Annotated in this window: 16 protein-coding genes; 10 read left to right on the forward strand and 6 right to left on the reverse strand. The window is 68.0% G+C overall.

Annotated features, from left to right (window positions below):
• Window positions 1-297: 297 nt before the first annotated feature.
• Window positions 298-1,512 carry an MFS transporter gene (locus ACFV15_RS35360; RefSeq protein ID WP_378356095.1) on the reverse strand — a complete coding sequence of 405 codons (1,215 nt, stop codon included), beginning with the start codon at window positions 1,510-1,512 and terminating at the stop codon, window positions 298-300.
• Window positions 1,513-1,867: 355 nt separating this feature from the next.
• On the opposite strand from ACFV15_RS35360, the gene ACFV15_RS35365 reads away from it, so the two are divergent.
• The gene (locus ACFV15_RS35365) at window positions 1,868-2,758 is read left to right on the forward strand and encodes an SDR family NAD(P)-dependent oxidoreductase (RefSeq protein WP_378356097.1); all 891 of its coding nucleotides are present in this window, start codon (window positions 1,868-1,870) and stop codon (window positions 2,756-2,758) included.
• A 51-nt stretch (window positions 2,759-2,809) separates the two neighbouring features.
• Here the strand turns inward: ACFV15_RS35365 and ACFV15_RS35370 are convergent, their stop codons facing one another.
• Window positions 2,810-4,645 carry an AMP-dependent synthetase/ligase gene (locus ACFV15_RS35370; RefSeq protein WP_378356099.1) on the reverse strand — a complete coding sequence of 612 codons (1,836 nt, stop codon included), beginning with the start codon at window positions 4,643-4,645 and terminating at the stop codon, window positions 2,810-2,812.
• A gap of 216 nt (window positions 4,646-4,861) precedes the next feature.
• Here ACFV15_RS35370 and ACFV15_RS35375 point away from each other — a divergent pair, with 216 nt between their 5' ends.
• The 6 genes from ACFV15_RS35375 to ACFV15_RS35400 all read left to right on the forward strand — a co-directional run bounded on the left by ACFV15_RS35375 (window position 4,862) and on the right by ACFV15_RS35400 (window position 11,959).
• Window positions 4,862-5,383, forward strand: a complete 522-nt coding sequence (locus tag ACFV15_RS35375; RefSeq protein WP_378356101.1) for a GNAT family N-acetyltransferase — start codon at window positions 4,862-4,864, stop codon at window positions 5,381-5,383.
• The gene (gene kynU / locus ACFV15_RS35380; protein WP_378356103.1) at window positions 5,380-6,534 is read left to right on the forward strand and encodes a kynureninase; all 1,155 of its coding nucleotides are present in this window, start codon (window positions 5,380-5,382) and stop codon (window positions 6,532-6,534) included. Before ACFV15_RS35375 ends, kynU begins: the two co-directional genes overlap by 4 nt.
• Window positions 6,535-6,804: 270 nt before the next feature.
• Window positions 6,805-7,551 carry a 3-hydroxybutyrate dehydrogenase gene (locus tag ACFV15_RS35385; protein WP_378356105.1) on the forward strand — a complete coding sequence of 249 codons (747 nt, stop codon included), beginning with the start codon at window positions 6,805-6,807 and terminating at the stop codon, window positions 7,549-7,551.
• A 13-nt stretch (window positions 7,552-7,564) separates the two neighbouring features.
• The gene (locus tag ACFV15_RS35390) at window positions 7,565-8,869 is read left to right on the forward strand and encodes an MFS transporter (protein ID WP_378356107.1); all 1,305 of its coding nucleotides are present in this window, start codon (window positions 7,565-7,567) and stop codon (window positions 8,867-8,869) included.
• Window positions 8,870-8,882: 13 nt separating this feature from the next.
• Window positions 8,883-10,532 carry a helix-turn-helix domain-containing protein gene (locus tag ACFV15_RS35395; RefSeq protein WP_378356109.1) on the forward strand — a complete coding sequence of 550 codons (1,650 nt, stop codon included), beginning with the start codon at window positions 8,883-8,885 and terminating at the stop codon, window positions 10,530-10,532.
• Window positions 10,533-10,873: 341 nt separating this feature from the next.
• On the forward strand, window positions 10,874-11,959 hold the full coding sequence (locus ACFV15_RS35400) for a serine hydrolase domain-containing protein (protein WP_378356111.1): 1,086 nt from the start codon (window positions 10,874-10,876) through the stop codon (window positions 11,957-11,959).
• Here the strand turns inward: ACFV15_RS35400 and ACFV15_RS35405 are convergent.
• Entirely contained in the window at window positions 11,950-13,191 is a 1,242-nt protein-coding gene (locus tag ACFV15_RS35405) for an alpha/beta hydrolase family protein (protein WP_378356113.1), read from the reverse strand. The two genes, ACFV15_RS35400 and ACFV15_RS35405, sit on opposite strands and share 10 nt — an antisense overlap.
• A gap of 146 nt (window positions 13,192-13,337) precedes the next feature.
• On the opposite strand from ACFV15_RS35405, the gene ACFV15_RS35410 reads away from it, so the two are divergent.
• Window positions 13,338-14,270 (forward strand): alpha/beta hydrolase family esterase, encoded by a 933-nt coding sequence (locus ACFV15_RS35410; protein WP_378356115.1) that lies wholly within the window; start codon window positions 13,338-13,340, stop codon window positions 14,268-14,270.
• A gap of 87 nt (window positions 14,271-14,357) precedes the next feature.
• A complete protein-coding gene (shbA, locus tag ACFV15_RS35415) occupies window positions 14,358-14,972 on the forward strand; it encodes an RNA polymerase sigma factor ShbA (RefSeq protein ID WP_378356117.1) in 615 nt (204 codons plus the stop codon).
• On the opposite strand, the gene ACFV15_RS35420 is transcribed toward shbA, so the two are convergent.
• The 3 genes from ACFV15_RS35420 to ACFV15_RS35430 all read right to left on the reverse strand — a co-directional run bounded on the left by ACFV15_RS35420 (window position 14,969) and on the right by ACFV15_RS35430 (window position 18,734).
• A complete protein-coding gene (locus ACFV15_RS35420; protein WP_370944101.1) occupies window positions 14,969-15,232 on the reverse strand; it encodes a helix-turn-helix domain-containing protein in 264 nt (87 codons plus the stop codon). The two genes, shbA and ACFV15_RS35420, sit on opposite strands and share 4 nt — an antisense overlap.
• A gap of 191 nt (window positions 15,233-15,423) precedes the next feature.
• The gene (locus ACFV15_RS35425; protein WP_378356119.1) at window positions 15,424-17,964 is read right to left on the reverse strand and encodes an FtsX-like permease family protein; all 2,541 of its coding nucleotides are present in this window, start codon (window positions 17,962-17,964) and stop codon (window positions 15,424-15,426) included.
• Window positions 17,964-18,734 (reverse strand): ABC transporter ATP-binding protein, encoded by a 771-nt coding sequence (locus ACFV15_RS35430; protein WP_378356121.1) that lies wholly within the window; start codon window positions 18,732-18,734, stop codon window positions 17,964-17,966. Before ACFV15_RS35430 ends, ACFV15_RS35425 begins: the two co-directional genes overlap by 1 nt.
• Window positions 18,735-19,264: 530 nt before the next feature.
• Here ACFV15_RS35430 and ACFV15_RS35435 point away from each other — a divergent pair.
• Window positions 19,265-20,044, forward strand: coding sequence for a chitosanase (locus ACFV15_RS35435; RefSeq protein ID WP_378356123.1), 780 nt, complete (start codon window positions 19,265-19,267; stop codon window positions 20,042-20,044).
• Window positions 20,045-20,284: the final 240 nt, after the last annotated feature.

Genomic DNA, 20,284 nt, shown 5'->3' on the forward strand with positions numbered 1-20,284 from the left:
GGAGGTGAGTTTCGTGTCCGATCGTGAAGCCTGATAGGTATGGGTTGTTGTCGCTGCCGTTTTGCCGTCGGGAGGTGAGTTTCGATGATGGACCGCGAGGCGTGAGGTTTGAAGACTTTGCAGGACGGGAAGAGGGCTTTTGGTCACTGGGAGGTGAACGAACGTGTCGGATCGTGAGGCGTGAGCATCCGCTTGAGCATCGTTGTGAGTATTGACCGGAGCAGCCAAGGTGTGCACTACCCGAGAGGTGGCATCAATGCGTGACCGTGAAGCGTGAGCGGCGAAGTGATCCATGTGTCAGCCTTCGGACTCGGCGATGACCGAGCGCCGGACCTTCGCCCAGGACAGTGCGGTCGGGATCGCGACGATCATGCCGACGAGACCGGCCAGCGCTATCGCGTTGGCGGCGGAGCCGATCAGCTGGGCGACAGCACCACCCAAGGCGACACCCAACCCCTGCACCACCCGAAGTCCGGTCCGGTAGAGCCCTCCGGCGCTGCCTCGGAGCTCGTTCGGCACCCAGGTCGAGAAGGTTGCCGTGACGGTGATGATGTAAGCGCCGGTCGCGCCGGCGAGCGCGAGCAGAGCCAGCGCGAGGCCCAGGTTCGGCTTGACGAAGAAGAGGGCGAGCAGCGCGAGCGAGCTCGCGGCGAGCACTCCCAGTATCCGCAGCCGGGTCTGCGCGGACGCGTAATGGGACAGCAGGAAGGCCCCGACGACGAAGCCGAGCGGATCGGCGGCGAGCAGCCAGCCGACGGCCGAGGGATGTTCGCCCAGCTGGTGCGCCAGCGGCGCGGCGAGTCCCTCCGGCACCACGGCCAACCCCACCAGCCAGGACAGTGCCAGCAGTACGCGCAGCCGAGGCTGGCCGAATACCCATTTCGTGGCGCCGAACCAGGTCGTGTGCTTGCCGCCTGCCGCCGGCCGGTGCTCCACCCATAGCCAGACCACCAGGCCGGCGACGGCGAAGGTGACAGAGTCGATGGCCAATGCCCACGACGTTCCGACCAGCGAGACGAGTAGCCCGCCGCCCGCGAGACCGAGCAACATGACGGTGTTGTTGGTGATGCCCCGGAAATCCTGGCTGCGGAGATAGAGCTCGTCGTCGGTGAAGACCTCACGGGTGACGGCGTTCTGCGCCGCGTTGGCGGGCGAACCGGCCAGCTGGACGCCGACGAGCAGCGCGCACAGCGCGCCGATCGGCATGCCGGGGATCGCCATCAGGCCGACGAGCACGCACTGCGTGGCGGAGGCGACCGCCAGCACGGTACGGCGGGGGTAGCGGTCCGCGAGGTGGGAGAGGCCAAGGCCACCGGCGAGTGCGGGGAGGAACGTGAGCGCGTAGACCGCGGCCGCCCAGAGCGCGGAGCCGGTGCGGGAGTAGACCAGGATCGCCAGCGCGACCTTGGCGAGCTGGTCACCCGCGGAGGACAGTGCTTCGGCGAACCAGAGCGCGCGGTACTCGACGTTCTTCAGGGGTGCACTTAATCGACCTTTGGCGTTCGCCTTCACCGTTGAACCACTTCCCCCCGATCGAGTGAACGTGTCGCGCGCTGCATTCTGTCGGTTGCGGGCTGAAACCTGGTAGCGCGGTCGCCGCAAACGACCCCCAGTCAACGTTCAGTATGCCGCCGACTACGCGCAGGCGAACAGTCGACCTCCACTGGAATGGACTAATCGATGCATGCCGCTACGCCGGGTGATCGATGACAGATCGTGTCCGCTGATCTGTCCGGAGGTATCACCCGACTGATCAAGCGTTACTCGCTTGGCGCAGTCAGGCCACCGTTCGTCGTCAACCGGGGTTCGGTGGGCTTCCCAGCACCGAACACTGGAGACAAGGGCTGGAGCAGGTGGGGAGAACGACATGACTGGATTGCTCGACGGCAAAGCGGTGGTGGTCACCGGCGGTGGTCGCGGACTCGGGGAGGCGTTCGCCGTGCACATCGCGCGGGCGGGCGGCGCGGTGATCGTCAACGACATCGACGGGAACCTGGCGGACCGCACGGCGGCCGTCATCCGTGACTTCGGCGGCGTCGCGGTCGCCAGCGGGCACAGCGTGGCCGACCCGGCGCAGGCCCAGGAGATCGTGGAACTCTGTGTCAAGGAGTTCGGCGCGATCGACGGGCTGGTCAACAACGCGGGGCTCAACTACGAGGCGATGCCGTGGGAGGACGACGCCGCCCAGGCGCGCGAGCTGATCGAGGTCAACGTGCTCGGGGTGATGTACACCGGGATGGCCGCGGTCAAGGCGATGATGGCCGGTGGCGGCGGTTCGATCGTCAACATCTCGTCCGGCGCCTCGCTCGGGCAGCGCAAGCTCGGCGTCTACGCCGCGAGCAAGGGCGCGGTGGCGTCGCTGACGTACTCGTGGGCGCTGGATCTGGAGGACGCCGGTATCCGCGTCAACGCGGTCTGCCCGCTCGCGCACACGCGGATGGTGTGGAAGTCGGAGCGCTCGCTGCGGGCCTGCCCACCGGACCGGACACCGGCGCGGATCGCGCCGGTCGTGTCGTTCCTGCTCGGCCCCGGCTCGGAGGGCATCACCGGGCAGATGATCCGCTGCAACGGCCCGCAGCTGCACGTGATGGGCCAGCCGTTCCTGAAGTCCCCGATCCTCGAGCGCGACTACTGGGACACCGACACCGTGCAGCGTGCCTTCGACGAGGTCTTCAGCGCGCACCTGGAGAACTACGGCCTCGAGAAGCGCGTCCCGCCCCGCCTGCGCAAGTGGACCGACACCACGCGCAGCGCCTGAGCGCTGGAGCGGGCTTGATCCGAGGGGGGATCAAGCCCGCTCCAGCTGGTACTACTCGGGCTTGGCCGCGGTGTAGAGCGTGTCGATGTTCGGGCCGTAGCGCTCGTTGATCACCCGGCGCTTGAGTTTGAGCGTCGGGGTGAGCTCACCGGACTCGGGCGTCCATGACTTCGGGATCACCTCGTAGCGCTTGATCTGCTCGATGCGCGCGAGCCTGCTGTTGGCGGACTCCACGGCTTTGTCGAGTTCTTCGATGATGCGGGGATGATCGGCCAGCGACGAGCCTTCCGGCACCTCGATCCCGTTGGCGGCGGCCCAGCCGGGCGCGATCTCCTCGTCGAGCACCACCAGCGCGGTGACGTACGGGCGGTCGTCGCCGATCGCGACCGCCTGCCCGATCAGCGCGTGCTCCTTGAGCATGCCCTCGATCTTGGTCGGCGCGATGTTCTTGCCGCTCGAGGTGATGATCAGTTCCTTCTTGCGGTCGGTGATGAAGACGAAGCCGTCGTCGTCGATCACGCCGATGTCGCCGGTGGCGAGCCAGCCGTCGGCGTCGGTGTCCGGCTTGATCGTGCCGTCCTCCTGCAGGTAGCCGAGGAACACGATCGGGCCGCGGACCAGCAGCTCGCCGTCCTCGGCGACCTTCACCTCGACCCCGGAGATCGGCTTGCCGACACTTCCGGCCTTGAACGAGGTCGCCGTGTTCGAGGTCGCGGCACCGGTCGTCTCGGACAGGCCCCAGACCTCGCAGATCTCGATGCCGAGCCCGGCGATGAAGTAGAGCACCTCGACCGGCAGCGCGGCGGCGCCGCTGGACGCGACCAGGATCTTGTCGAGGCCGAGCAGCGAGCGGATGGGCGCGAGCGCGGCGGCGTCGGTCTGGGCGATCCGCTCGGCCAGCTCGGCGGGGAGCTCCTTGCCCTCGCTGCGGAGCTTGTAGCCCTCCTGTAACAGCTTGTTCGCGCCGAGCAGCGCTTCGCGCCGGTCCTCGGGCGCCATGCCGAGCATGTTCTTCAAGCCCGCGACCATTTTCTCCCACACGCGCGGCACGCCGAAGAAGCCCTGCGGGTGCACCTTGCCGAGCGCGCCGACGATCTCGGTCGGGTTGGCGAGGGTGTGCACGTGGCCCGCGAACACGATCGGCAGGTAGATCGACAGTTCGCGCTCGGCGATGTGCGCCAGCGGCAGGTACCCGATGCTGGTGGTGTGCATGGGCGCGTCGTGCAGCTCCCACACCGCGTACGCCTGGTGGATCACGTTGTGGTGGGAGAGCACGACACCCTTGGGGTCGCCGGTGGTGCCCGAGGTGTAGATCATCGACAGCGGGTCGTCCGGCTTGATGCCCGCCCACGACTCCTCGAACTCGTACGGGTCGGACTCGTGCAGCTCGGTGCCGCGCTCGATCAGGGTGTCCAGGCTCAGGAAGCGGTCGTCGTCGGCGGGCACGGCGTCGGCGTCCATCACGACGACGTGGCGCAGCGCGGGGAGTTCCTCGAGCACCTTGGACCAGCGGTCGAGCTCGTTGGCGCCGCCGATCACCACCACGGGCGCGGCACTGTGCCTGGCGACGTAGCTGATCTGCTCGGGGCTGAGCGTGCTGTACGCGGTGCACGGGATCGCGGCCAGGTGCGCGGCGGCGAGGTCGATCGCGATGTGGTCGGGGCTGCCCGGCGCCATGATGAGCATCCGGTCGCGTGCCTTGAGCCCGAGTGACGCGAGACCACGCGAAAGCACTGCGATCCGGTTACGGAACTCGGACCAGGTGAGCGCCGGCTGGCCCTCGGCGTCGAGCGAGGTGACGGCCGGGAGGTCGCCGAACTGGCTCGCGTTGCGCTGCAACAGCTTGGGGATGGTCTGGCCTTCGGTCTTTTCTGCGGCGGTGGTCAACGCTGGCCTCCTGAGGATCCTGCCTGGATTCGGCCACCTTAAGTGGTTTCCAGCGCCGACGATAGAGAATCCCGGCCAGTCGGTATGTCTGCGAAAGACCCACTTACCAGGACTTAAGCCGGTCAGCAGCCGACCATCGGGGTGATCTTGCGCTCCGACTTCCGGGGGTTGTGCTCAGCATTAGCATGAATCGTGCTTACCGAGTACCGCCACTTCGTGAGGGCCGAAACAGAGCTGCTCGCCGAGTTCCTCGCCGGTGAGGACTGGCCGTTCCACAGCACCGGGTCACCCGAGCGTGAGCTGGTCCGCCGCCACGTCGCCGAAGGGCACTACGACAGCGACTCGGTCCGCACCTTCTGGATCATGATCGAGGGCAAGCGGGCCGGGGTGATCCGCCTGTTCGACATCGACGACGGCACGCCGCTGTTCGACCTGCGCATCGCGCGCGCCTACCGCGGCCTCGGCGTCGGGCGGCACGCCGTCCGCTGGCTGACGAAGTACCTTTTCACGGCTTTGCCAGCCATCTCGCGCATCGAAGGCACCACACGGCAGGACAACCACGCGATGCGCCGGGTGTTCCGGCTGTGCGGGTACACCAAGGAAGCGCACTACCGCGAGGCCTGGCCCGGCTGCGACGGGATCCTGTACGACGGGGTCGGGTACGCGATCTTGCGGCGCGACTGGGCGACGGGCACGTTGACGATCCCCGAGTGGGACGACGAACATGCGGGGCTATGAGCGCCGCCGATCTTGATGCCCGTGACCCGCTGGCCGGTATCCGTGCCGAGTTCGACCTCGACCCCGCAGTGTCCTATCTGGACGGAAACTCGCTCGGCGCACCGCCTCGCCGGGTCGCCGACCGGCTGGACGAGGTCATCCGCAAGCAGTGGGCAGGCAGGCTGATCCAGGCATGGGAAGACGGCTGGTGGGACGCGCCGGAACGTATCGGTGACCGGATCGGCCCGCTGATCGGGGCGGCCGCCGGGCAGACGGTGGTGTGCGACTCCACGTCGATCAACCTCTTCAAGGCGTTGGCGGCGGCCGTCCGGCTGCGGCCGGGGCGTGACGAGATCCTGGTGGACGCCGGCACTTTTCCCTCAGACAGGTACATCGCGGACGGGCTGGCTCGCTTCACCGGGCATTTTCTCAGGCGGGTCTCGCCCGAGGAAATGTCTGTGGTGGCGTCGGAACGGACCGCGGCGGCGGTGGTCAACCACGTCGACTACGTGACCGGGCGGCTGCACGACATGCCCTCGATCACGGCAGGTCTGCACGCCTCGGGTGCGCTGGCGGTGTGGGATCTGTGCCATAGCGTCGGTGCGTTGCCGATCCAGCTCGATGCCTGTGGCGTCGACTTCGCGGTCGGGTGCACGTACAAGTTCCTCAACGGCGGGCCTGGCGCGCCCGCTTTCCTTTACGTGGCAAGGAAATGGCTGGACCGGTTCGAGCATCCGCTGACCGGGTGGGCCGGGCATCGCGAGCCGTTCGCGATGTCGTCGGAGTACTCGGGCAGTTCCGGCATCGGCAGGGCGCGTGCCGGGACGCCGGACATTCTGGCCATGTCCGCTGTGGACGCCGCGCTGGACATCTGGGACCTCGTGTCCATTGAGGACGTCCGGGCGAAGGGGCTCGCGCTGGGCGACTTCTTCTTCTCGTGCTTGGACTCGCGGCTGCCGGAGGCGGAGGTCTTCACGCCTCGGGACCACGCACGCGGTCACCACGTTTCGGTCGCGGGGACGGCCTCGCAGATGAAGGCTTTGGTCGCGCAGGGCATCATCGGCGACTTCCGGCCGCCGAACGTCCTGCGCTTCGGGCTGGCGCCGCTGTACACGAGGTACGCCGACATCGAGCGTGCGGTTCAAGGGCTCGTGAGTGGTATGGCCGGTTAGAACCGGCTGTACCACTCACGACCCCCTTCGACCAGCGCAATCCCAACCCGCCCCTTGCGCCTGGGGAGTCGGCTCGCGTACCTGAAGAGTCGGCAGCGTCCCGACTTGTCAGGTACGCGTGCCGACTCCCCAGGTACTCGTGCCGACCGGTCAGGTACGCCTGCCGACCCCTCACGAGCCCTGGATGTGACCCACCACCATAGGTTCGCGGCGAACTATGGGTGTTGATCACATACCCGGCCGGGGCGTGCGGACTTAACGTTCTGCGGCATGACGGACTTGGCCGGGAAGACGGCGCTGGTGACCGGCGCGGGCAGCGGGATCGGCGCGGCCTGCGCGCGGGCGCTCGCCGAGGCGGGTGCCAAGGTGCACGTCGTCGACCGGAATCCGGAGACGGCGTTCGCGGTCGCCGCCGAGATCGGCGGGACCGAGCATGTCGTCGACCTCGGCGACGCCAAGGCCATCGAAACCTTGCCGGCGCAGATCGACGTGCTGGTCAACAACGCCGGCCTGCAGGAGGTCGCGCCGATCCACGAGTTCGACCCGGCCAGGTTCGACCTCATGCAGCGCGTGATGGTGACCGCGCCGTTCCTGCTGATCAGGCGGTTCCTGCCGCAGATGTACACGCGGCGGTGGGGACGCGTGATCAACATTTCGAGTGTGCACGGCCTGCGCGCGAGCCCGTACAAGGTCGCCTACGTGACCGCGAAGCACGCGCTCGAAGGACTGAGCAAGGTCACCGCGCTCGAAGGCGCCGAATACGGCGTGACCAGCAACTGTGTCTGCCCCGGCTATGTGCGCACGCCGTTGGTCGAGGGTCAGGTCGCCGCGCAGGCCAGCGCGCACGGCATCAGCGACGCCGAGGTCGTCGACCAGGTGCTGCTGCGGCGCATGGCCGTCAAGCGGCTCATCGAACCGGACGAGGTCGCGGCCCTCGTGCGGTGGCTCTGCCTGCCCGCCGCGAACAGCTTGACCGGCGCTTCGCTGTCGGTCGACGGGGGTTGGACCGCTCAATGACTAGGGAGCCTGGATGAGTAAATCCATATCCAAGATCGTCAGTGCCAGCCTGATCGGCACGACGATCGAGTGGTACGACTTCTTCCTCTACACCTCGGCCGCCGCGCTGGTGTTCAACAAGCTGTTCTTCCCGACGGCGGATCCGCTCACCGGCACGCTGCTCTCGTTCGCCACCTATGCGATCGGGTTCATCGCGCGGCCGCTGGGCGGGCTGGTCTTCGGACACTTCGGGGACAAGATCGGGCGTAAGAAGCTGCTCGTGCTCAGCCTGTTGCTGATGGGCGGCTCGACGTTCGCGATGGGCCTGCTGCCGACCTACGTGACGGTGGGTGCGCTCGCGCCGATCCTGCTCACGGTGCTGCGGCTGGTGCAGGGCTTCGCGCTCGGCGGTGAATGGGGCGGCGCGGTGCTCATCGTCTCCGAGCACGGCGATCCGAAACGGCGCGGGTTCTGGGCTTCGTGGCCGCAGTGCGGCGCGCCGGGCGGGAACCTGCTGGCGACGGCCGTGCTGGCGCTGCTGGCCGCGATCCAGACCGACGAGCAGTTCTTCTCGTGGGGCTGGCGGATCCCGTTCCTGCTCTCCGGGGTGCTCGTGGTGATCGGGCTGTGGATCAGGATGGCGATCTCGGAGTCGCCCGCTTTCCTTGCCGCGCAAGCGAATCGCAAGCCCGAAGAGAAGGCGCCGATCGTCACCGTGCTGCGTGAGCACTGGCGTGAGGTGCTGGTCGCGATGGGCGCGCGGATGGCGGAGAACGTCTCGTACTACGTGATCACCGCGTTCATCCTGGTGTACCTGACCGGGCCGCTGCACCTGCCGAAGTCGGTCGGCTTGACCGCGGTATTGGTCGGCTCGGCCTTCCACTTCGTGACGATCCCGATGTGGGGCGCGTTGTCGGACCGGCTCGGGCGAAGGCCGGTGTACCTGTTCGGCGCGATCGGGGTCGGTGCGTGGGGATTCGCGTTCTTCCCTTTGCTGGCAACGAAATCCTCGCCGCTGATCATTCTCGCGACCACGGTCGGGTTGGTGCTGCACGGCGCGATGTACGGGCCTCAGGCGGCGTTCTTCTCGGAGCTGTTCGGCACCAAGGTGCGGTACTCGGGCGCGTCCATCGGCTACCAGCTGGCGTCGATTCTCGCCGGCGGGCTCGCGCCGCTGATCGCGACGGCGTTGCTCAAGGCGTACGGCAGCACGACGCCGGTGTCGCTGTACCTGGTCGGCGCCTGTGTGCTCACGGTCGTCGCGGTGCTGGCGTCGCGGGAGACCCGCGGGGTGTCGCTGGTCGACGAGCGTGAAGAGGTCGAACTCGCCAAGCGATGACACGATGTCGGGCATGAACGACGTCGTGCCCGCACTGCTGGTGCTGCTCGCCAGGCATCGGCGGCGGGAGGCCGAGCTGGTCGCGCTGTTCGACACCGCCAGTGAGCTGGCCGGACAGCGCGACCCCGACGCCGTGCTCAAGTCGATCGTGCACCGGGCGCGGATGCTGCTCGGTGCCGATCTGTCGTATCTCTCGCTCAACGACCCGGTGGCGGGCGACACCTACATGCGGGTCACCGACGGCTCGATTTCCCCGCTGTTCCAACGGGTCCGCCTCGGTATGGGCGAGGGGCTCGGCGGTGTGGTCGCGACCGGCGCCCGGCATTACGCCACCGCCGACTACTTCGCCGACAAGCGGTTCAACCACACCGGCCCGATCGACGCCGCGGTCCGCGACGAGGGGCTGGTCGCCATCGTCGGGGTGCCGCTGACCTTGGAGAACCGGGTCATCGGCGTGCTGTACGCGGCCGACAGGGCGGCGCGGGAGTTCACCCCCGACGAGGTCGCGCTGCTCTCGTCGCTGGCCGACCACGCGGCGATCGCCATCGACACGACCAACCTCCTGGAGGAGACGCGCCGCGCGCACGCGACCATCCAGGCGCACAACGACGCCATGCAGCGCGCCGAGGACGCCCACGACCGGCTGACCGACCTGGTGCTGCGCGGCGCGAGTGTCCCGGAAGTGGCGTCGGCCGTCGCCGAGGTGCTCGGCGGCGCGATCGCGGTCCACGACGCCGAAGGTGTCGAGCTGACCGCCACCGGCATTCCCGCGCGGGCGGTCGCGGCGTCCCGTGCGAGCGGGCGGGCCGTGCTGAGCGATGGGGTGTGGGTGTGCGCGGTACTGGCGGGGCCGGAACTGCTCGGAAGCATCGCGTTGTCCGGGCGGCCGTCGCTGGAGGGCGCGGACCGGCGGCTCTTCGAGCGGGCGAGCGTGGTCACGGCGCTGCTGCTGATGCTCGGCCGGTCTGTCGCGGAGGCCGAGAACAAGGTGCGCGGCGAGCTGATCACCGACCTGCTCGCCGGTCGTGACGCTCCTGGGCTGCTGGCTCGCGGACGGCGTTGGGGTGTCGATCTGAACGCCCCGCATACCGTGCTGGCTGTCGACGGTCCTTCGGCCGCGGTGACCAGGGTCGCCCGTGCTCGTGGTGGGCTGGCCGGGGTTTCCGGGAGCTATGGGGTGCTGGTGCTGCCGGGCGCGGTGGACGTGCGTGAGCTGGCCAAGACTTTGGGGACGGTGGGTGCCGCCGGACCGGTTCCGGGGCCGGCGGCTCTGGCCGCGGCGTGGGACGAGGCCATGCGGTGCCTGCGGGCGCTGGTGGCGCTCGGGCGCGCCGGTGAGGGCGCGACCATGGCGGATCTCGGTTTTGTCGGGCTGCTGCTGGGGGACCGGGGTGACCTCGATGGGTACGTCAGCGCGACGCTCGGGCCGGTGCTGGAGTACGACGCCCGGCGTGGCACCGAGCTGGTGGCGACGCTTCGGGCCTACTTCGCGTGCGGCTCGAATCTGACGCGGACCAAGGACGAGCTCCACGTGCACGTCAACACGGTCGTCCAACGCCTGGATCGCATCGCGACCCTGCTGGGGGACGACTGGCAGACGCCCGCGCGGGCGTTGGAGGTCCAGCTCGCGCTGGAGCTGCACCGGGTCAGGACGGGCAATTGAGGGAAGTCGAACGGGGCGCCTCAGGTGAGCCCCTCTTCGCGAACGGAGGAATCTGGCCGTTCAACGTCCAGATTCTTCCTTTCGCTCCATGCTCGGTTCGCCCAGGTGCTGACCTGGCGCAGCTAGGTCTCGCGTCGCGGCGCGCTGGCTGGACGGAACGAACGGGGCGTGTGTGTCGCTCAGCGTTGCATAAGTGGCGTTTGTGTGCTCAGCCGAGGGCACGCCAGCCGCTCGGGTTAGTAGGGCCTGCCCCACCATGGACGCTCGTGCCTGGCACATGGTCGGTGCGGTTTGGCTTCACTAGCGTCGATGGCATGCGAAAAGCCTTATTACTCACTGCGGTGGCCCTGGTTTTGTCGGCGACCGTGGCGCAAGCTTCGCCCAGCGGCTTGCAGCGCGACCTGGACGCCGTGCGCGACTCCGGGGCCGTCGGTGTCCAGGCTCGGGTGGTCTCACCGGGCAGGCAGAGCACGGGTGGTAGCGGCACCGCGGTACTCGGCAGGAACGTGCCGGTCTCGGTCGACGGTCACTTCCGGATCGGCAGTGACACCAAGACTTTCGTGGCGACCGTGCTGCTGCAGCTCACCGCGCAGCGGCGCGTGTCACTCGACGACAAAGTGGCGAAGTGGTTGCCGGATCTGGTGCGGGGGAACGGCAACGACGGTAACCGGATCACGGTCCGCGACCTGCTTCAGCACACGAGTGGCATTTACGACTACCCGCACGAGATCGAACTCGAAATGGGGACCGAAGCCGGGTTCCGCAAGAACCGGTTCCTGCGGATGTCACCCGAGAAGGTGGTCGAGCTGAGCGTCGCGCATCCGCCGGTCTTCGAACCGGGCACCAAATGGGAGTACTCGAACGTCAACTACGTCATCGCGGGCATGATCATCGAAAAGGTCACCGGGCACTCGTGGCGCGACGAGGTGCGGCAGCGCGTCATCAGGCCGCTCGGCCTGTGGGACACGACCTTGCCTGGCGACTCCCCGTTCCTGCCGAGGCCGCACGCCGAGGGCTACACCCTGACCGGCACCGGATCATTCCGCAGCACCGAGGTGAGCCTCGGCTGGGCGGGCCCGGCGGCGGAGATCGTGTCGACCACCAAGGATCTCGGCACGTTCTGGCGTGCGCTGCTCGGCGGACGGCTGCTGCCGCCGGCGCAGCTCGCCGAAATGAAGACCACGGTCCCGATCGGCGTGCCCGGTGCCGGCTACGGGCTCGGCGTGCTCAAGCAGACGGCGAGCTGCGGGACCGTCACCTGGTTCCACGCGGGCGGCACCCCTGGCTTCGTGACGAACGGTGCCGTCACCGAGGACGGGCGGACCAGCGTGGTCATGTCGATGTCGGACGACGGCGTGACGCCAGGCCAGGGGACCGCCAGCGCACGCTTGGTCGACAACGCGATCTGCCAAGCCCGTCAGAGCTGACAGGCGTTGAGGACGTCGCCTTCGCGGGGGACGGTGCGGGAGGCGGGTGGCTGGATGTGCGCGCCGAGCCAGGATTCGAGTGCGGTGAAGGCGCTGCGGTGGCAAGGCGTCAGGGGGCGCACCAGCGCGGGGAAGGCGTCGTAAAGACCGTCGACGTGATTGCCGCCTTCGACGCGGTAGTAGCGGAAGAGCCGGTCGCGGCCCGCGTCGTGCACCATCCGGGCGTAGAGGTCGGAGTCGAGGCTGATCGGGAGCAGGACGTCCAAAGTGCCGTGCAGGGTCAGCAGTGGTTTGCCGATGCGGCCGGTCAAGGAGATCCGCTCCACCGCGCGGTGAACCGAGGCGGGCCGGGAAGCGAAGTCGTAGTCCGCTTCGGCACCCGTATACGCGGGGTCGAATTCGGTGCGGTAAATGCGCTGGGTCAGATCCCAGTAGTACTTGTGGTGGTAGTCCCACAGGAACTCCGACCCTGCCGGGAAACCCGCGGCGTGCATCGCGCCGGCGTCCGGGTAGGCGCGTAACGCGGGCGGCAGGAAGGTGAGCAGGTTCGTGTGGTCCGTCCACAATGTGCCCTCCCAGTCGACGCCGCCGTCGAACAGCTCGGGATGGTTTTCGAGCTGCCAGCGCACGAGGTAGCCGCCGTTCGACAGGCCGGTCGCGAGCGTGCGGCGGACCGGGCCGCAGTAGCGGTGGGCGACCGCGGCCTTGGCGGCCAGCGTCAGCTGGGTGACGCGGAAGTTCCACTCGGCGAGCGCGTCGCCGGGGCGGCGGCCGTCTTCGTAAAAGGCGGCGCCGGTGTTGCCCTTGTCGGTCGACGCGAACGCGTAGCCCTTGGCCAGCACCCAGTCCGAGATGGCGCGGTCGTTCGCGTACTGCTCGCGGACACCGGGCGCGCCGCTGATCACCAGGCCGCCGTTCCAGCTGTCCGGCAGCCGCAGCACGAACTGGGAGTCGTGGTTCCAGCCGTGGTTGGTGTTGCCGGTCGAGGTGTCCGGGAAATAGCCGTCGATCTGGATGCCGGGCACGGCCGTCGGCGCGGGCAGGCCCGCCGGGGTGAGCCCGGCCCAGTCAGCCGGGTCGGTGTGGCCGCCCGCGGTGCTCAGGTCCGCGACCCGCGCGGACTCCTGGTGCTCGGCGCCGGGGACCCGTGGGTTCCCGCAGGAGGCGGCTTCGGCGGGTGCGGCGGGGACGACGGTCGCGGCGAGGACGGCGATGGCCAGCAGCGTGCGCATGGTCACCGAAGGTAGGCCTCGGGCAGGCGCGGGGTAATGGTCGCGGGCACCACCTCGCGCCCGCCCGCTGTGGTGGACGGCGCCATGGCGACCGGGTTGGTTGCTCCTTAACGTGGAAGGAACGTTCCAGGACAAGGAGGTCCACAATGGACGGTAAGCTGCGGGTTCTCGTGCTCAGCTTGGTGCTGCTCTTCGCCGGGACCCCACCGGCGGGCGCGGCCGGCATCGGTGAAGTGACCGGATTCGGGTCGAATCCCGGGAACCTCAAGATGTTCCGGTACGTGCCGGACGGGCTCTCGCCGGGCCGCCCGGTGGTCGTGGCGCTGCACGGCTGTACCCAGGACGCCGCGGGCTACGGCGCGAACACCGGCTGGGTCCAGCTCGCGCAGCAGGCGCGGTTCACGCTGGTGTTGCCGCAGCAGCAAACCGCCAACAACATCAGTAAATGCTTCACGTGGTTCGACGCGGTGAAGACGCCTCAGGAAGCCTTGTCCCTCAAGCAGATGGTGGACCGCGCGGTCGCCGACTCCGGAGCCGATCCGGCGCGCGTCCACGTCACCGGGCTTTCCGCCGGCGGCGCCATGACGGCGGCGATGCTCGCGCTGTATCCGGCGACCTTCAAGTCGGGTGCGGTCGTCGCGGGGTTGCCGTACGGCTGCGCGACCAGCCAGCTGACGGCGTTCTCGTGCATGAATCCCGGCAAGAATCTGACTCCGCGTCAGTGGGGTGACAAGGTCCGCGCCGGTGGCCACCCGGGACCCTGGCCCTTGGTCAGTATTTGGCACGGTACCGCTGATTACACGGTGAATTCCGCCAACCTGACCGAGCTCGCCGAGCAGTGGACCGACGTGCACGGCACCGACGCGGTCGCCGACACCCGCGACACCGTGGCCGGGTTTCCCCATGCGGTGTATAGGAATTCCGCTGGTCAGGCGGTCGTCCAGACGTACTCGATCACCGGCATGGGACACGGCCAGCCCGTGGATCCGGGGCAGTGCGGCACGACGGCGCCGTACATTGTGGACGTCGACCTGTGTGCCGCCGGGCGCACCGCGCAGGACTGGTCACTAGCAGACTGAACGCTGTACAACAAGTGCCTTAAGGACACTTCTTGTCAGGCCGGTGTACCGGCGCGCTTACGCCATTTGCGCGCAAGACTTTGCCCCATGACGACGAGCACGACGCAGACGCGCCCCCAGACCGACCGGGACCCGGCCAAGGAGGAGTTCGAGCGCGTCGTACTCGCGGCGGCTCGTGGTGACGAGGCCGCACGGAACCAGACACTCGCGGCCATCCAGCCGATGGTCCTCAAGTACTGCCGGGCCAGGATCGGCAGTCACCACGTCTCCTACCTCTCGGCGGCCGACGTGGCGCAGGAGGTCTGCATCGCGGTGCTCAAGGCGTTGCCGAGCTACCAGGACCGGGGTGGCTCGTTCACCCACCTGGTGTACGCCATCGCCGCGAACAAGGTCGCCGACGCGTACCGCGCCGCCTCGCGCGACAAGTCGAGCCCGATGCCCGAGATCCCCGAAACCGTCGGGGACATGGGCGAACCCGAGTCGCAGGCGCTCGCTTCCGACCTGCGCGCGCAGATGGGCGAATTGCTGCTCACCCTGCCGGAACTGCAGCGCGAGATCTTGACTCTGCGCATCGTCGTCGGCCTCACCGCGGGCGAGACCGCGCAGGCGGTCGGGCTGACCTCCGGTCACGTGCGCGTGCTGCAGCACCGCGCGCTCAGCAAGCTCCGCGCGCAGGTCTCTGGTGAAACGAAGTGGCGTTAGGGCACGGGTCTCACCCGCCGCGGTCTTCCCGGCTTCGGCCGGTCGGCCAGCCCGGCCACTCCTTCGGCGGCATAGCGTTTGCGCCACAGGATGACCGTCGGCTTCGAGACGCCGAGTGTGGTCACGATGTCCTTGACCGCCATGCCTTCGGCGGCGAGCAGTACGATGCGGGCGCGGTGGGCGAGCGCGCCGCCCTCGGCCGCGTCTTCGAGGAACAGCCGGTCTTCCGGCGCCAGTGGAGGCGTTATCGTGATTTGCACATCTTATGATTGCCCGTGTTTTGGGGGCCGGTAAAGAACATCGGGCATTCGGCGGCCGAATGGCGGAGAATGCCCGCACCCGAATGGTGTGGTAAAGACATTCTTTCTGTGTGGGTAATTGATTTTACCGGCCGGGCAAAGGAAGGGCCCCGGCGAGGAGGATTCGCCGGGGCCCTTGGTGCAGTGGCGCGCTACGCGACCACTGATGCTTCGAGCGGGCTCTTGCGCAGTTCCAGCCAGGTCGGGAGCAGCGTCCCGCCCATGGCCAGCAGACCCGCGAAGAGCACCACGCCGATGTACATCCACGGCGAGCCGGACGGGATCGGCGAGCCGGTGCGCGCCAGGCTGAACGGCACCAGCGTGAGCGGCGTGATGAGCGTGCCGAGCACGATGCCGATGATGCCCGCCTGCGCGCCTTCGATGGCCGTCATCCGCAGCACCTGGTCCTTCGTCGACCCGGTGAGCCGCTGGAGCCCGAACTCACGCCGCCGCTTGGTGATGGCCAGCGAGAGGTTGTTGATCACCTGGATGGCGATGTAGCCGACCAGCATGGCGATCATCAGCAGGGTGACCAGCGCCTGCGCGCCGAGGTGGTGCAGGAAAGCGCCGTTGAGCGACTTGCGGTCGCCGATCGTGGCGCCCGGCACCGTCGACATGGCGGTGGTCAAGTCCGCGCGCAGCCGGCCCATGTCGGCACCGGCTGCCGGGTTGACCAGGATGAACCTGGCGCGCCCGAGCGTGGTGTGCGCCTCCAGCGTCTCGGCGGGCATCACGATGGACTCGAAGCTCTCCTTGGCGGTGAACAGCGCCACGACCTTCAGATCGACCTTGCCCCGGTCGCCCATCCGGATGGAGATGGTGTCGCCGAGCTTGGCGCCCATGTCCTTGGCGTGGGTGTTGGTCAGCGCCACCGTGTCACCGACGAGGTCGCTGAACGAGCCCTCGACCACCGAGGTGCCGTACACCTTGGCCGCCGCGTCGGCGTTGAAGCCCTTGATCTGCGAGCCGCCGAGGTCGCGGCCCTGCCACGGGTCGGCTGGGCTCTCGATGAAGCCGGCACTGGTGAGGAACACCGAGGCGCCGTCGACACCGTTGACCTTGCGGATCTCGTCGAGCACCTCGGGCGCGAAACCGCTCTCGCCCGACTGCAGGATGACGTTGTGCGCCAGCTCCTGCGTGTACGTCTCGGTCGCCGCGGTCTCGGTCGTGGTGGCGTAGAGGTTGGCCGTGGCGATGCCGGTGACCAGCATGATCGGGGTGATCACGGCGGCGACCTGCGTCACGCGGGCCTGTGCGTTGAGCGAGGCGAGATAACCGGCGATACCGGTCGTCCGCCGCACCAGCGGGCCGAGGATCCGCGTCGTCGTCTTGGCGACGATCGGGCCCAGCAGTGCCAGCCCGATCCCGGCGAAGATGCAGGAGAAGATCGCCGGGCTCGCCTTCAGCGGGCCGTTGGCCAGCTGGACCACGTAGATCAGCGAGCCGCTGATGACGAAGCAGACGATCGCGAAGATCGGGCGCAGCTTGCCGGACTTGTACTCCTGGATCTCGGCGTCGGTGAGCGCCTCGATGGCCTTGGCCTTGGTGACCCGGCGGCCCGCGATGGACGCGGCGCCGATCGAGGTGATCAGCGAGATCAGCGCGGCGACGATGGTCGGGATCGGGCCCTGGTGGAAGGCGAGTCCCTCGGCGACCAGGCCGGTGTCGACGATCCGGTCGTACAGCACCTCGCCGAACAGCACACCGGGGAAGATCGACAGCGCGGTGGCGATCAGCGACACGAAGATCGTCTCGCCGATGATCATCCGCTTCAGCTGGCGCGGGGTGGTGCCGATGGAGCGCAGCAGCGCCATTTCACGCTGGCGCTGCTGGAAAGCCAGCGAGAGCGTGGACGCGACACCCATCAGACCGGCCAATGTGGACAGTCCGCCGATCAGCACGCCGATGATCAGGAGGTCGGTCACCTCGAGGGTTTTCGGCTTCTCGCCGTGCCCGCGGATGTCGCCGGTGAGCACCTTGGTGCCCTTGCCCGCCAGCGCGGTGGTGAGCTGCTGCCGCAGGTTCGCGACGTCGGTGCCCGGCGTCGCGAACACGCCGATGTTGTCGACCTTGCCGGGGTCGGGGATCAGCCGCTGCACGTCGGCAGGCGAGAAGAACAGCCCGGCCTGGTTGACCGCGGCGCCGGGTTCGGCGATACCGGTGACCCGGAAGGTTTCCGTGGTGCCGCGCACGGCGATCTTGACCTCGCCGCCGACCGTCACGCCCGCCGCGTCGGCGGATCGCTTGTCCAGCACCACATCGCCGGGCGACTGCGGGGCCGCGCCCGAGCTCAGCGCGTACGGCAGCATCTCCGCCGACGACCAGCCGTGGCCGCTGGACTCGACGCCGGTGTTGACCGTCGCGCCGTCCTTCACCACGGCGGCGGGGAACGACACGTCCGGCAGTGCCTTGAGCACACCCGGCACGGTCTGGATGGTGCTGATCAGGCTTTCGTCGATGTGGACGCGTTCGAGCAGCGTCGCCACGGGGTTGTTGGGCAGCGGGTAGACGGTGTCACCGGCGATGACGATCGGCGTGGCCTGCAGCCGCTCGGCGGGCGCCTCGTCACGGAGACCGGTCTCCAGGATGCCACCGCTGGCGATGACGATGCCGGAACAGAGGAACATCCCGATGAAGGTCGCGGCGAACGCGGCCCAGCGGTATTTCAGGCTGCGCAGTGCGAGAAGGAACATCACACGCCCCCGACCGGAGCCGCGGCGGCACGGTTGCGCTGCTCGACCAGTTCGGACAGGTGGGTCATCCGCTCCGCGACGGCCTCGGCCGTCGGGCGCTGCAGCTCGGTCACGATGTGGCCGTCGGCAAGGAAAACCACGCGGTCGGCGTAGGAAGCGGCGATCGGGTCGTGGGTGACCATGACGATCGTCTGGCCGCCGGCGCCCGCCTGCTGGAGGAGGAGCAGTACTTCGCGGGCGGTCTTGCTGTCGAGCGCGCCGGTCGGCTCGTCGCCGAAGATGACGGCGGGGCGGGTGACCAGCGCACGGGCGATGGCGACGCGCTGGGCCTGGCCGCCGGAGAGCTCGGCGGGGCGATGGTGGACGCGGTTGGTGAGCCCGACGCGGTCGATGACCTCGTCCACGAGCGCCTGATCCGGCTTCTTTCCGGCCAGCTGCAAGGGAAGCAGGATGTTCTGCATGACGGTCAGCGCGGGGAGGAGGTTGAACGACTGGAAGATGAAGCCGATGCGGTCACGGCGCAGCAGGGTGAGCTGGGTTTCGTTGAGGCCACTGAGTTCCTGGTCTTCGAGGCGGACACTGCCCGAGGTGGGCGTGTCGAGCCCGGCCGCGCAGTGCAGCAGCGTGCTCTTGCCCGAACCGGACGGTCCCATCACCGCCGAGAAGGTCCCGCGCTCGAATCCGATGTCGACGCCGCCGAGCGCGACCACGGCATTGTTGTCGTGGCCATAGACCTTGCGCACGGACTCCAGCCGGATGGTGGTGTTCACTTTCTCCTCCTAGTAAGTCACTCTCAGTAGCCATACCGGGGTACGGCTCGGTCGATCCGTCCGGGCATCGCTGTCCCGTTAGTCCGCTACGCCGGATTCGTACGGGTGACTCTCCGGCCGCGCTTGCTCACTCGACGTACTATACATGTGTTCTATTCACTTGTATAGAACGTTCGTTTAAAACTACGCTGAGCAGTGGTTTCTTCGGTTCCGGCGGGGTGCGGACCAGCCTCCACGGTTGCGGCAGTGACGGCTCGAACCGTCCCTGTAAGGGGTACAAACCGACGGTCCCGTGTTCGCAACACTGTTGTCGACCCTTACCCCTTGAATAAGGGGGCATTTCGCGCGGGCAGGGGTATTGACATGCCTGCGGTTCAGGGGTTTCCGAGCCGAATCTCAGCGATGGTCCGTCAAGTCGGTCGTCGCGCTGAGTGACGTTTGTTGTCCTGCCGGACATTTGGAAAGAGTCTTGACGAAGGTCCCGGTCATCGGGTCAACTGTGCCGCAATCTGACCAACTCGGAGGTTGCGGTGAAATTTTCCGTCCGGTTGATGGCGGTTCTCGGCTTGGCCACGGTGCTCGTCACCTCGGCGCCCTCGGCGATCGCCGCCGGTCCGGGGCTCGACGATCCGGCCAAGAAGGATCACGCGATGCAGATCGTGTCAAGCGCGGAGAACTCGTCGCTGGACTGGCGTGCGCAGTTCGGGTACATCGAGGACATCGGCGACGGCCGCGGCTACACCGGCGGGATCATCGGGTTCACCTCGGGTACCCACGACATGCTGGAGCTCGTCGAGCGCTACGCCGACGTCAAGCCTGGCAACGTGCTCGCGAAGTACCTGCCCGCGCTGCGCGAGGTGGACGGCTCTGACTCGCACGAAGGGCTCGACCCCGGCTACCCCGGTGACTGGCGGTCGGCCGCGAACGACCAGACCTTCCGTGATCTGCAGGAATCCGAACGCGATCGCGTCTACTTCAACCCGGCGGTGTCACGGGCGAAGCAGGACGGCGTGCGCGCGCTCGGGCAGTTCGCCTACTACGACGCTGCGGTCGTGCACGGCTACGAAGGCATGCAGGCGATCAGGAGCCGCGCGCTCGGCCGGGCGGCTTCACCGGCGCAGGGCGGCGACGAAACGGCTTACCTGCAAGCTTTCCTGGACGAGCGTGTCATCGAGATGAAGAAGGAAGCCGCGCACGAGGACACCAGCCGGATCGACACGGCGCAGCGTGTCTGGCTCAACGACGGCAACCTCGACCTCAACACCCCGTTGCACTGGAAGGTTTACGGGGACAGCTACTCGATCGGGTAGTCGTGAGCGTTGCGGGCGGTTCTACTGAGGGCCAAATGTGGCGTGCCCCAGGGCAGCTTGAGTGAGGGCCTCCCTCACTCAAACCGGGGCCACGCGCGTGGTGCGGGCGAGCCTGCTGAGAGAGGTCGTGAGTGTTTTCGCCGGTTAGTACTCCAGCTGTAGTTCGTGATCGGGTGTTGGTTGTTGGTGTCGTCGCTGGTAGTGGCATTGGCGGGCGCGGTGTTGGTGGTGTCGGCGCCA

Source organism: Amycolatopsis sp. NPDC059657 (assembly GCF_042734395.1).
In the GTDB taxonomy this organism is placed as follows: domain Bacteria; phylum Actinomycetota; class Actinomycetes; order Mycobacteriales; family Pseudonocardiaceae; genus Amycolatopsis.

What these genes read in the sequence shown, in the direction of transcription:
- ACFV15_RS35365 (WP_378356097.1), top strand. Translation starts at nt 1,868, where the DNA reads ATGACTGGATTGCTCGACGGCAAAGCGGTGGTGGTCACCGGCGGTGGT.
- kynU (WP_378356103.1), top strand. Translation starts at nt 5,380, where the DNA reads ATGAGCGCCGCCGATCTTGATGCCCGTGACCCGCTGGCCGGTATCCGT.
- ACFV15_RS35385 (WP_378356105.1), top strand. Translation starts at nt 6,805, where the DNA reads ATGACGGACTTGGCCGGGAAGACGGCGCTGGTGACCGGCGCGGGCAGC.
- ACFV15_RS35390 (WP_378356107.1), top strand. Translation starts at nt 7,565, where the DNA reads ATGAGTAAATCCATATCCAAGATCGTCAGTGCCAGCCTGATCGGCACG.
- ACFV15_RS35395 (WP_378356109.1), top strand. Translation starts at nt 8,883, where the DNA reads ATGAACGACGTCGTGCCCGCACTGCTGGTGCTGCTCGCCAGGCATCGG.
- ACFV15_RS35405 (WP_378356113.1), bottom strand. Translation starts at nt 13,191, where the DNA reads ATGCGCACGCTGCTGGCCATCGCCGTCCTCGCCGCGACCGTCGTCCCC.
- ACFV15_RS35410 (WP_378356115.1), top strand. Translation starts at nt 13,338, where the DNA reads ATGGACGGTAAGCTGCGGGTTCTCGTGCTCAGCTTGGTGCTGCTCTTC.
- shbA (WP_378356117.1), top strand. Translation starts at nt 14,358, where the DNA reads ATGACGACGAGCACGACGCAGACGCGCCCCCAGACCGACCGGGACCCG.
- ACFV15_RS35425 (WP_378356119.1), bottom strand. Translation starts at nt 17,964, where the DNA reads ATGTTCCTTCTCGCACTGCGCAGCCTGAAATACCGCTGGGCCGCGTTC.